Annotated in this window: 8 protein-coding genes, 1 rRNA gene and 1 pseudogene; 7 read left to right on the top strand and 3 right to left on the bottom strand. The window is 55.9% G+C overall.

Features of this window, described 5'->3' with window-relative positions; all coding sequences use genetic code 11:
* The 3 genes from rrf (at window position 1) to birA (ending at window position 2,228) form a co-directional block, all read left to right on the top strand.
* A 5S ribosomal RNA gene (gene rrf, locus ACMWL8_RS11700) occupies window positions 1-116 on the top strand.
* A 124-nt stretch (window positions 117-240) separates the two neighbouring features.
* Window positions 241-1,269 carry a UDP-N-acetylmuramate dehydrogenase gene (murB, locus tag ACMWL8_RS11705; protein WP_241276929.1) on the top strand — a complete coding sequence of 343 codons (1,029 nt, stop codon included), beginning with the start codon at window positions 241-243 and terminating at the stop codon, window positions 1,267-1,269.
* The gene (gene birA, locus ACMWL8_RS11710; RefSeq protein ID WP_045259413.1) at window positions 1,266-2,228 is read left to right on the top strand and encodes a bifunctional biotin--[acetyl-CoA-carboxylase] ligase/biotin operon repressor BirA; all 963 of its coding nucleotides are present in this window, start codon (window positions 1,266-1,268) and stop codon (window positions 2,226-2,228) included. Before murB ends, birA begins: the two co-directional genes overlap by 4 nt.
* Window positions 2,229-2,419: 191 nt before the next feature.
* On the opposite strand, the pseudogene bcsG reads toward birA, so the two are convergent.
* The 3 genes and pseudogenes from bcsG to bcsE form a co-directional block, all read right to left on the bottom strand.
* A pseudogene (gene bcsG / locus ACMWL8_RS11715) lies at window positions 2,420-4,099 on the bottom strand (cellulose biosynthesis protein BcsG).
* Entirely contained in the window at window positions 4,092-4,286 is a 195-nt protein-coding gene (gene bcsF, locus ACMWL8_RS11720) for a cellulose biosynthesis protein BcsF (RefSeq protein WP_072201618.1), read from the bottom strand. The pseudogene bcsG and the gene bcsF overlap by 8 nt, the downstream one beginning before the upstream one ends.
* Window positions 4,283-5,845 (bottom strand): cellulose biosynthesis c-di-GMP-binding protein BcsE, encoded by a 1,563-nt coding sequence (gene bcsE / locus ACMWL8_RS11725; protein ID WP_045259411.1) that lies wholly within the window; start codon window positions 5,843-5,845, stop codon window positions 4,283-4,285. The genes bcsF and bcsE overlap by 4 nt, the downstream gene beginning before the upstream one ends.
* A 174-nt stretch (window positions 5,846-6,019) precedes the next feature.
* Between bcsE and bcsR the strand changes: the two genes are divergently transcribed.
* Genes bcsR through bcsB form a run of 4 tightly spaced genes read left to right on the top strand, consistent with a single transcriptional unit; the run spans window position 6,020 to window position 12,015 of the window.
* Window positions 6,020-6,208, top strand: a complete 189-nt coding sequence (bcsR, locus tag ACMWL8_RS11730) for a cellulose biosynthesis protein BcsR (protein WP_028014761.1) — start codon at window positions 6,020-6,022, stop codon at window positions 6,206-6,208.
* An 11-nt stretch (window positions 6,209-6,219) separates the two neighbouring features.
* Window positions 6,220-6,972, top strand: coding sequence for a cellulose biosynthesis protein BcsQ (gene bcsQ, locus ACMWL8_RS11735; RefSeq protein WP_045259410.1), 753 nt, complete (start codon window positions 6,220-6,222; stop codon window positions 6,970-6,972).
* The gene (bcsA, locus tag ACMWL8_RS11740) at window positions 6,969-9,584 is read left to right on the top strand and encodes a UDP-forming cellulose synthase catalytic subunit (protein WP_028014759.1); all 2,616 of its coding nucleotides are present in this window, start codon (window positions 6,969-6,971) and stop codon (window positions 9,582-9,584) included. Before bcsQ ends, bcsA begins: the two co-directional genes overlap by 4 nt.
* 10 nt (window positions 9,585-9,594) lie before the next feature.
* Entirely contained in the window at window positions 9,595-12,015 is a 2,421-nt protein-coding gene (gene bcsB / locus ACMWL8_RS11745; RefSeq protein ID WP_045259409.1) for a cellulose biosynthesis cyclic di-GMP-binding regulatory protein BcsB, read from the top strand.

Below are 12,015 nucleotides of genomic sequence, written 5' to 3' on the forward strand. Positions count from 1 at the left end.
CCTGGCGGCTTTAGCGCGGTGGTCCCACCTGACCCCATGCCGAACTCAGAAGTGAAACGCCGTAGCGCCGATGGTAGTGTGGGGTCTCCCCATGTGAGAGTAGGGAACTGCCAGGCATCAAATAAGTGAAAAGGCCATCCGAAAGGATGGCCTTTTTGCGTTTCTGCGCTGCACAAACAGATCCCCCAACACCCTGCTTATACGGTAAACTACCTGCGTTTTTGCATCAGGATAGCGTCTATGAACCACTCCCTTAAGCCCTGGAATACCTTTGGCATTCAACGTAATGCTAATCAAATTGTACGTGCCGATACTGCACAGCAGCTGCTGGATGCATGGCAAAGCGCAACAGAAAATAACGAACCCGTACTGATTCTGGGCGAAGGAAGCAATGTCCTGTTTCTCGACGATTTCGCGGGAACGGTGATCGTTAACCGCATCATGGGCATTGGTGTGGAAGAGCATGCCGATAGCTGGCATCTGCACGTGGGGGCCGGAGAAAACTGGCATCAGCTAGTGCAATTTACCCTCGAAAAAGGGATGCCGGGTCTGGAAAACCTGGCGCTTATACCAGGCTGCGCCGGATCGTCACCCATCCAAAACATCGGTGCCTACGGCATCGAACTGAAACATGTCTGTGAATATGTCGACTGCATCGAACTGGCGACCGGAACGGCTAAGCGCTTAACGGCAGAACAGTGTCGGTTTGGCTATCGTGACAGTATCTTCAAGCATGAATATCAGGATCGCTACGTGATTGTCGCCGTGGGTCTGCGTCTGCCAAAGAACTGGCAGCCGGTGCTGACCTATGGCGATTTAACGCGTCTCGATCCGGCAACCGTCACTCCCCGCGACGTATTTGACTCAGTTTGCCATATGCGAATGACCAAACTTCCCGATCCGAAAGTAAACGGAAATGCAGGAAGCTTCTTCAAAAATCCGGTTATTAGCAGCGAAAATGCAAAAGCCTTTCTTGAAGGATGGCCCACTGCGCCACATTATCCTCAGGCAGATGGCAGCGTGAAGCTGGCCGCTGGCTGGCTGATCGATCAATGCCAGTTAAAAGGCACGTCCGTAGGTGGCGCTGCCGTTCACCAGCAGCAGGCTCTGGTACTGATTAATCAATGCGATGCGACCAGCGATGATGTTGTACAGCTGGCGCATTATGTTCGTCAACGTGTGGGCGAAAAGTTTAACGTCTGGCTGGAGCCAGAAGTCCGCTTCATTGGCCGCACAGGTGAAGTGAATGCCGTGGAGATCATTGCGTGAAGGACAATACCATTCCGTTAACCCTGATTAGCATCCTTGCTGACGGGGAGTTTCACTCTGGTGAACAGCTGGGCGAGCAGCTGGGCATGAGCCGTGCCGGCATTAACAAGCATATCCAGACGCTTCGCGACTGGGGCGTCGATGTGTTCACGGTGCCGGGAAAAGGCTACAGCCTGCCGGAGCCAATTCAATTGCTGAATGAAGACGTCATCCGCAGCCAGCTTGGACACGGCAATGTTGCGGTGCTGCCGGTGATTGATTCGACGAACCAGTACCTTATGGATCGGTTGAGCGAACTCTCGTCCGGCGATGCCTGTGTTGCTGAATACCAGCAGGCCGGTCGTGGCCGTCGCGGTCGCAAATGGTTCTCGCCATTTGGCGCCAATCTCTATCTGTCCATGTACTGGCGTCTGGAGCAGGGGCCTGCCGCAGCCATTGGCCTGAGTCTGGTCATTGGTATCGTCATGGCGGAAGTGCTGCACGATCTGGGTGCCGATCGGGTCCGCGTTAAGTGGCCAAACGATCTGTACCTTAACGATCGTAAACTTGCCGGTATTCTGGTCGAACTGACGGGTAAAACCGGTGATGCGGCGCAAATTGTTATTGGCGCGGGCCTCAATATGGTGATGCGTACTGTCCAGGATGACGTGGTGAATCAGGCCTGGACCAATCTTCAGGAGGCGGGGATTGTCATCGATCGTAACACCCTTGCCGTGCGCATGATTAAAGAGCTGCGCAGTTCACTCACGCTTTTTGAACAGGAAGGCCTGGCACCGTTCCTGTCTCGTTGGGAAAAGCTGGATAACTTCATCAACCGTCCGGTGAGGCTGCTGATTGGTGATAAAGAGATTTACGGCATTTCCCGCGGTATTGACGCACAGGGCGCGCTGCTTCTGGAGCAGGATGGCGCGATCAAGCCCTGGGTGGGCGGTGAGATTTCCCTGCGAAGCGCCGAATAACCGGATGGAGTAAACGATGCGAAAATCCGTCTGCGCTACCCTGGCATTTAACGATGGGGCAGCCTTCCGTAGAGCCCGAAATCACCTCTAAAGACGACGATTCGGCAAGTCTGAAAATGCAGGTGTGGATTTCAGCGCAATAATGACGCACTGACTATCCCCTCTCCCCTGTGGGAAGAGGGGGAAATCAGTTACTGCGGATACGGTACCCAGTCCCCGCCGTTCAGGCGAACGTACGGTTTGTTCTGATACTGAATCACCACCGCGTTGGCGTTCTCGGAGACTTCTGCCGTTTGCGGCAGGTTGCTGGTGAGCTGATCCCAGTTCACGCTATCTTCCACAAACAGCTTCCCGTCAACGGCGCGGGCAACCAGTTCTGAAATTGCCAGATAGCTGCTTGGCTGGGTAATCTCAATTGGTGCGCCCTGGTGCGGTGCCTTCATACCAAAGAATTTAATGCCTGCAGGCACGTTGGTAATGGATGGGCTTGGGATATCGCGCAGACCGGATACCTGCATTCTGTCGCCTTTCAGCGCGCCACCGTGCTCAGGTACCACGACCACCATCACTTTACGGCCAGATTTTTCCAGCTCCGTGAAGAACGCGTCCAGCTCGTCGAAGAATTTCTGCGCCCGCACTTTGTAATCCGCCGTTTTACTCACCCCCGGGAAGTGGTTACCGTCGTGAAGCGGCAGGGTGTTATAGAACGTTGCACTGCGCGGATTACTGTCTTTTTCGATGGTCTGCAGCCAGCGCTGCAGCACGGCGGTATCGTCATAAACCGGCGAGCCATCGAAGCCCAGCAGCGTAACGGGAAGACCGGTTTGATCCATCAGTGGCGCCTGCATGCCACCCTGTTCACGTACCTCTTTCAGGAAGTTACCGAACTGACCGTTATGCCCTAGCATCAGGTGCTGCGTAAAGCCCAGCTTCGCGAGATTATCGAACAAATAACACTGGTTGCCAGCGGGCTGATACAGGTTTTTATGCGATGCCTGACCGCAGCTTGCTCGCAGCAGGCGGATTGCCGCCGGGCCGCTGTATGAGGTGGCAGAGTTAAAATCTTTAAACTGGATGTCAAAGTGGGACCACAGCGGGTGAGACATCAAACCGGCGGCATCCACGTCGGCCTAGGAGAGGGAACAGATGTTAATCACCAGCAGCTCAAACGGCTGTGCATCGGCTGGCAGCGCATCCGGGAATTTCGTCTGTCGCTTATCTTCAGCGGTATAGAAGCTGGAGAGCCAGGCATTAAGATTGGTGGAGGTTGGCGGTGCAGTCTGCGTTGGAATATCGCCCACCACCGGCGTATCGCCTGCCGTTGTAACGGTAGCCGCTGCGCTTCCTCCCGTCGTGGTCACCGTTGTCGTCGGCTGGCCGGCAGGCCACAGCGAAAAGCTTGGCCCCGCCAGCGTCAGCACGTTAAGCCAGATCATAATGGCGACGACAAACACCGTGACGCGGATCCACTGAGACAGGAACAGCCAGGCAACCAGCAGGACAAAGACGGCGCCAATCATCTGCCAGTTAATGAAACGCTCAGCCAGGTCAAGCATATAGTCTGCGCTGAAGCCCGCGACCTGCGATCCCTGGCTCATTATGCTTTCCGGACCAGGCAGCCAGGTATCGTGCCAGAACAGCGCAAAGCCGATGGGGATGGCCACCATATGGCGTAAACGATGCAGCCTGATGTTCGGCAGAGGCATCAGCAGGAAGGCCATAAACACCAGGTTAAGCAGGGGATGGAAATTCAGATAACCTGCCCAAAGCAGGCCAAACTTCACCAGAAAGTAGAAGTTCCAGCCGGAAAGGCCGCGCCAGTATTGCCAGAGCGGCGAGGGTGACGAAGCGGTATAGGAAGAATTAGTCATGTTTACGGTCTGCCTTGACGTGTGATGCCCGTGTCAGTGTTCCGGCTGGTTTTACATAGCGAGGTTTTACAAACATCACTCTGGCCGTATCACGGATACGGCGTATGGAATGGCGTGCATAGTAGCCAAGCGGGAAAAAGATCAGCGCGCAGAATACGACCAGTTGGATGATATCGCTGATATTCATGATGGTGCGTTCTCCCCGTTCTCAGTTAATAAGCGAAGGGGTTCCGGAATCCGACGCCAGACATGTCCGTCATGTCTGGCATTGAGGAGCGGTTTTACATCGCTCGTGATTGCGAGCGGTTTAACCCATTGTTCAGGCTGGAGAGCGCGCATTTGCACCAGCTCTGCGCTGATAGCATTATCTTCGAACCAAATCATACGGTTCGAGAAAATATCCCCGGTAGGCAGGGGGAAGATGTGGTTAAGCGCAGTATCAAGATCGTTGACCCGGCAAAACGACAAAAACAGCACCAGGCGATTGTCGCCAATGGTCATGATGTCCCCTGTACGGTTCGGGCGACACAGGGTGAGCGCCTGCTCAACGCGAATGCCCGGGACCGGCCGCAGGGCAACCATAACCCCTTTCCCGTCCGCCGGAAGTAACGTGTTGCTCATCATGTTGCCGACGGCATCGCAGAACGTATCCCATTTCTGGTAGCCACGCAGCTTCATCGGCTGGGTCATGGAGAGCAGCGTGGAGATATCTTCCGGGACATGGCGACTGAACTGCTGACCCTGAACGCTTTCAATAAGCGTCAGGCAGCGTGACAGTGGCGCATTCCAGGGGATCACCATATTTGCCCCGCAGCCCAGAAGCAGACGCTCATCGGTAGCGCGCAGGCTGGTATTATTTTCGCGTACCACAATTTTTAACGCGCTGCCGCGCTGGCGGCGCAGGGTGTGAATTTGTCTCGCCAGCGTTTCAATCTGATTATTCTGCATCAACGAGAAAACGAGGGTGGCTGCCTGGGTGGTGCGGGCTTCATGAAAAAGCGCTTCGTTAGACTCAAATAGTGACCAGTTTTCCGAAAGCGCGGGCGCGCCCTCTAAAACCGCAATATGGCTCAGGATGCGCTTTTCATCGCTGCGCGGCTGCACCACGGTTTCTTCCTGCTGTGCCAGGTGCCATTTCCCCTCAATATGTTTAAGAGTCAGCTGTTGCCTGGCGCTCACTCCCTTTTCATTGCACCAGAAGGCAATATCGTAGAGATAGCTGCCTGCCTGGTCACGAAGACTTGCCAGTCCGAACAGGGAGCGATATTCGCCCATCAAAAGTGAGAACAGCTTGTCATTATTACTGCCGGGGTTGACGACCAATAGCGTGCAATTTTGAAACTTTGCCCATTTATTGATTTTTTCCAGCCACGACAGCAGTTTTTCAGCAGGAATATTTTGCAGTATGTTATTTGCACATTTAAGAATCACTAAATAGTGATCCGGATCAATAGAGCACTGAACGTCGCGGGACAAAAAGTATAGACTATCCGCTTCCGCTGACATGGAAAACAAACGTACTTTCTGGGGGCCGCTGTCGCTTTCGAGCGAAATTATTTTCTTCGGCTCTTCGCCCATACTAATGACGGCCACGCGGGAATCCTTATCCTGAGCGGCAATTGTCTGGTTTACCAGGCTGATAGCGTCTTCATTACGATCCGTATTAATCCACCAGACTCCACCGACTGGCATGTGGCTCAATTCGTCCCATAATGACTGGATGCCAATAGAAAATATGGAGTCCACGATGTCCCTCTTTTCGTCTAATTTGCCTGTATCTCAGTTTACTAGCGAAAGCGTAGAAATAAACCTAACATTGAAATTAAAGAACATCAGATTTAGCATGTAAATGAAATTTGTCAGGGCAGGATGCCCCGCAACTTCCGAGCGTGCGATTTTCCTCAAAGGGATGGAATAAGAATGGACAATAACGAACCTGCAACCCCAGTCGACTCGACTCTGGGTTACACATTCCAAAACGATTTTCTGGCGCTGGCGCAGGCCTTTTCTCTACCTGAAATAGATTACACCGATATTTCCCAGCGGGAACAGTTGGCTGCTGCTATTAAACGCTGGCCGTTATTAGCTGAATTCGCCCATCAACATTAAGGGAGCCATTGATGGCCATACTCGGATTACAGGGCGTCCGTGGCGGTGTGGGTACCACATCTGTTACCGCGGCGCTGGCGTGGTCATTACAGCTTTTAGGTGAATCGGTGCTGGTCATTGACGCCTGCGCCGATAATTTGCTGCGTATGTCGTTCAACGTCGATTTCACTCGCGAAGAGGGCTGGGCCCGCGCGCTGCTTGATGACAAAGACTGGCGGGATGCGGGGCTACGCTATACCTCCCAGCTGGATTTACTGCCTTTTGGCCAACTGACCACCACAGAACGCGAGAATGAAGCCGCCTATCAGCGTCTGTTTTCGCAGTTCACGCTTGCGCTGCAGAGCCTGAAAGAAAAGGGGCACTACCAGTGGATCCTGCTGGATCTGCCGCACGGCGCCGGGACGCTGACCCGGCAGCTCATCGGCCAGTGCGATCATGTACTTTCCGTGGTGAACGTCGATGCGAACTGCCATATTCGCCTGCATCAGCAGGGGCTGCCTCAGAACGCACACCTCCTGATTAACGATTTACGTATCGGTAGCCAAATCCAGGACGACCTCTATCAGGTGTGGCTGCAAAGCCAGCGCCGCCTGCTTCCCATTGTGATTCATCGGGATGAGGGGATGGCGGAATGCCTCGCCTCCAAGCAGCCGCTGGGCGAATACCGCAGCGACTCGCTGGCAGCAGAAGAGATCCTGACGCTGGCGAACTGGTGTCTGCTGAACTTCGCCAGCAAGGCGGAGCCTGCTGGGAGTTCGGTATGAGTCGACTCGCCAGCTGGCTTCTCATCCCGCCGGTCAGTTCGCGTTTGAGCGACCATTACCGGCACTTTCGCCGGCATGGTGCTCCGGCATTCAGCGCCGCGCTCGGCTGTTTCTGGCTGATTCTGGCCTGGACGTTCATTCCACTCGAGCACCCGCGCTGGCAGCGCATCCGTGCGCGTCACGGCGAATTATACCCACACATTAACCCCGACCGACCACGGCCTTTGGACCCGGCGCGCTATCTTATTCAGGCCGTCTGGCTGGCAATATCGTCATCCCGAACGGAGAAAATAACGCCGCACTGGCGCAGCTATTCCCGCGTACAGCAGTTACGTGAACGCTATCACCAGTGGCTGGATAAACTGCCCGCTAGCGTCAGCGATAAGACCAGCCATCTGGATAACCATAAAGAGCTTGGGCATCTCCACCCAGGCTTGCGGCGTTTTATTCTCGGCGTGATTGTCGTGTTCTCGCTCATTCTGGCGCTGGTCTGTATTACGCAACCTTTCAACCCGCTGGCGCAGTTCATCTTCCTGATCCTGCTGTGGGGCGTGGCGTTGCTGGTTCGTCGTATTCCGGGCCGTTTCTCGGCGCTGATGCTGATTGTGCTGTCGCTGACGGTTTCCTGCCGCTACATCTGGTGGCGTTACACCTCAACGCTGAACTGGGACGACCCGGTCAGCCTGGTGTGCGGTCTGGTGCTGCTGTTTGCTGAGACCTACGCGTGGATTGTGCTGGTGCTAGGCTATTTCCAGGTGATCTGGCCGCTCAACCGCCAGCCGGTTCCGCTGCCTAAAGACACCACGCAGTGGCCGACCGTCGATCTCTTCGTCCCGACCTACAACGAAGACCTGAGCGTGGTGAAAAACACCATCTATGCCGCGCTGGGCATCGACTGGCCGAAAGATAAGCTCAAAGTCTGGATCCTGGATGACGGCAACCGTCCGGCGTTTCGCCAGTTTGCGGAAGAGGTCGGCGTTGAGTACATCGCCCGCCCGACTCACGAGCACGCTAAGGCGGGGAACATCAACAACGCCCTGAAGTATGCCTCCGGGGAGTTCGTCTCGATTTTTGACTGTGACCACGTGCCGACGCGCTCGTTCCTGCAGATGACCATGGGCTGGTTCCTGAAAGAGAAAGAGCTGGCGATGATGCAGACGCCGCACCACTTCTTCTCGCCGGACCCGTTTGAACGTAACCTTGGCCGCTTCCGCAAAACCCCGAACGAAGGCACGCTGTTCTATGGGCTGGTGCAGGACGGGAACGACATGTGGGATGCCACCTTCTTCTGCGGCTCCTGCGCGGTTATCCGCCGTAAGCCGCTGGATGAAATTGGCGGAATTGCTGTTGAAACGGTAACGGAAGATGCGCATACCTCGCTGCGCCTGCACCGCCGCGGCTATACCTCTGCCTATATGCGTATCCCTCAGGCCGCCGGTCTGGCGACGGAATCTCTCTCGGCGCACATTGGTCAGCGTATTCGCTGGGCGCGCGGCATGGTGCAGATTTTCCGCCTCGATAACCCGCTGATAGGCAAAGGGCTCAAGCTGGCTCAACGTCTCTGCTACGTCAACGCCATGTTCCACTTCTTGTCCGGCATCCCGCGGCTGATCTTCCTGACCGCGCCGCTGGCGTTCCTGCTCCTTCACGCCTATATCATTTACGCCCCCGCGCTGATGATTGCGCTGTTCGTTCTGCCGCACATGATCCACGCGAGCCTGACGAACTCGAAGATTCAGGGCAAATACCGGCACTCCTTCTGGAGTGAAATCTACGAAACGGTGCTGGCGTGGTACATCGCGCCGCCGACGATGGTCGCGCTGATTAACCCGCACAAAGGGAAATTCAACGTCACCGCGAAGGGCGGTCTGGTGGAAGAAGAGTACGTCGACTGGGTGATCTCCCGCCCGTATATCTTCCTCGTGCTGCTGAATATTGTCGGCGTGATCGCCGGTATCTGGCGCTACTTCTACGGCCCGGAAAACGAAATCCTGACCGTCTTCGTCAGTATGGCCTGGGTGTTCTACAACCTGATTATCCTCGGCGGCGCGGTGGCGGTATCGGTAGAGAGTAAACAGGTTCGTCGCGCGCATCGCGTTGAAATCTGCATGCCTGCGGCAATCGCCCGTGAAGATGGTCACCTCTTCTCCTGTACGGTGCACGACTTCTCTGACGGTGGCCTGGGGATCAAAATCAACGGCCAGGCGAAAGTGCTGGAAGGGCAGAAGGTTAACCTGCTGCTTAAGCGCGGTCAGCAGGAGTATGTCTTCCCGACGCAGGTTGTGCGTGTGGCAGGCAGTGAAGTGGGTCTGCAGCTGATGCCGTTGACCAAAAAGCAACACATTGATTTTGTGCAGTGTACGTTTGCCCGTGCGGATACATGGGCTCTCTGGCAGGACAGCTTCCCGGAAGATAAACCACTGGAAAGCCTGCTGGATATTCTGAAGCTGGGGTTCCGTGGCTATCGTCACCTTGCAGAATTTGCCCCGTCGTCGGTGAAATTAATTTTCCGGTCACTTACTTCGCTGGTTTCCTGGGTCGTGTCGTTCATTCCTCGTCGTCCCGAGCGGGATGAGACGAAGCAGGCGGACCCGGTTATGGCTCAACAATGATGATAACGCGATGAAAACAAAACTTTCCTGGTTATGTGCAGTGGCAATGGGAGTGAGTGCACTTCCCGCAACAATGGCTAACGCAGCACCCGGTAACGCAGCGGCGACGCCTGCGCCGACGGTCCCTGTCGTCGCGCAGGCAACCGATCCGGTTGTTACGGCGGCACCCGGTCAAACAGAGAACATCATTCCGAACCAGCCAACGGAGGGGAACACCCTGCCGGTCGAGAATCCGGTCATCGGGCAGGTGATGCCGGGCGTGCGGGGGGCTAACGCGCCCGTTGTCGCGGATAATGTGCCGTCGCGGGACGTGAAGCTGACCTTCGCGCAAATCGCGCCGCCGCCGGGCAGCATGGTGCTGCGCGGCGTCAACCCTAACGGCAGCATTGAATTTGGTATGCGCAGCGATGAGGTTGTTTCAAATGCGGTACTGAACCTTGAATACACCCCGTCGCCATCCCTGCTGCCGACGCAGTCTCAGCTGAAGGTCTACCTGAACGATGAACTGATGGACGTTCTGCCGGTGACCAAAGAGCAGCTGGGTAAGAAAACACAGGCGCAGGTGCCGATTAACCCGCTCTTCATCACCGACTTTAACCGTATCCGTCTGGAGTTTGTTGGTCACTACCGCGATGTCTGCGAAAACCCCGCCAGCAACACGCTGTGGCTGGACGTCGGGCGTAACTCCTCGCTGCAGATGACCTACCAGCCGCTGGCGCTGAAAAACGATCTGTCGGCGTTCCCGGTTCCGTTCTTCGACCCGCGTGATAACCGTCCGCTCACGCTGCCGATGGTGTTTGCATCGTCCCCTGACGTGACCGAGCAGCTGGCGGCGACCATTGTAGCCTCCTGGTTTGGCTCCCGCTCCGGCTGGCGCGGTCAGAACTTCCCGGTGATGTATGACAAAATGCCGGACAGGAACGCGATTGTCTTTGCAACCAACGCAAAGCGTCCGGGCTTCCTGCGCGACCACCCGGAAGTCAAAGCGCCAACCATTGAGATGGTAAGCCACCCTGATAACCCGTACGTGAAGCTGCTGGTGGTCTTTGGTCGTGATGATAAAGATCTGGTCCAGGCCGCGAAGGCGATTGCTCAGGGCAACGTCCTTTTCCGCGGCAACAGCGTGGTGGTGGACGAAGTTAAGCCGCTGCTGGCGCGTAAACCTTATGACGCGCCAAACTGGGTGCGTACCGACCGCGCCGTGACGTTTGGTGAACTGAAAACCTATGAAGAGCAGCTGCAGGCCTCCGGCCTTGAGCCATCGCCGATTAGCCTGTCGCTGAACCTGCCGCCGGATCTGTACCTGCTGCGCACCAACGGCATTGATATCAATCTCAACTACCGCTATACCGCGCCAGCGACGAAAGACAGCTCGCGCATGGATATCAGCCTGAACAACCAGTTCCTGCAATCGTTCAGCCTGCAAAGTACCCAGGACACTAACCGTCTGATGCTCCGCCTGCCGGTGCTGCAGGGGCTGCTGGACGGAAAAACGGACGTCTCTATTCCGGCGCTGAAGCTTGGCGCGATCAACCAGCTGCGTTTTGATTTCCAGTACATGAACCCGATGCCTGGCGGTTCGGTGGATAACTGCATCACCTTCCAGCCGGTACAAAACCACGTTGTGATCGGCGATGAGTCGACCATCGACTTCTCGAAGTACTACCATTTCCTGGCGATGCCGGATCTGCGTGCCTTTGCTAACGCAGGCTTCCCGTTCAGCCGCATGGCCGATCTCTCTGAATCCATTGTGGTGATGCCTAAAGCGCCAAACGAAGGTCAGGTGACGACCCTGCTCGACACCATGGCAACCGTAGGCGCGCAAACCGGATTACCGGCAGTTAACGTCACGTTGACGGACGATGGCAGTCAGATCCAGAACAAAGATGCGGATATCATGGTGATCGGCACCATCCCGGACATGCTGAAGGATGAAAAACGTATCGACCTGCTGGTGAAAGCCACCGAGTCGTGGGTTAACACGCCGCTTCGCCAGACCGAGTTCCCAAGCATTATGCCGGACGTGAACGACCGTAAGGCCAGCGCGCAGACGGCCGTAACCTCTCAGGGGGCGATGGCTGCGGTGGTGGGCTTCCAGTCTCCTTACAACGATCAGCGTAGCGTGATAGCCCTGCTGGCTGACAGCCCGCGTGGCTATGAACTGCTGAATACCGCGATGAACGACAGCGGCAAACGTGCCGCGATGTTTGGTTCTGTGTCGGTGATCCGCGAGTCCGGCGTCAACAGCCTGCGCGTGGGTGATGTGTATTATGTCGGCCATCTGCCGTGGTTCGAGCGCCTGTGGTATGCGCTGTCGAACCATCCGGTTCTGCTCGCCATCCTGGCTGCGGTCAGCGTGGTCTTGCTGGCATGGGTGCTGTGGCGTCTGCTGCGCATCATCAGCCGTCGTCGCCTTAACCCGGATGAGTAA

The sequence above is a fragment of the Enterobacter sp. 04-C-12-SI-ECC genome (genome assembly GCF_047530715.1).
GTDB lineage: Bacteria > Pseudomonadota > Gammaproteobacteria > Enterobacterales > Enterobacteriaceae > Enterobacter > Enterobacter bugandensis.

Bases quoted from the DNA above. Each gene is read 5' to 3' on its own strand.
- murB (WP_241276929.1), top strand. From the start codon at position 241: ATGAACCACTCCCTTAAGCCCTGGAATACCTTTGGCATTCAACGTAAT.
- bcsF (WP_072201618.1), bottom strand. From the start codon at position 4,286: ATGAATATCAGCGATATCATCCAACTGGTCGTATTCTGCGCGCTGATC.
- bcsR (WP_028014761.1), top strand. From the start codon at position 6,020: ATGGACAATAACGAACCTGCAACCCCAGTCGACTCGACTCTGGGTTAC.
- bcsQ (WP_045259410.1), top strand. From the start codon at position 6,220: ATGGCCATACTCGGATTACAGGGCGTCCGTGGCGGTGTGGGTACCACA.
- bcsA (WP_028014759.1), top strand. From the start codon at position 6,969: ATGAGTCGACTCGCCAGCTGGCTTCTCATCCCGCCGGTCAGTTCGCGT.
- bcsB (WP_045259409.1), top strand. From the start codon at position 9,595: ATGAAAACAAAACTTTCCTGGTTATGTGCAGTGGCAATGGGAGTGAGT.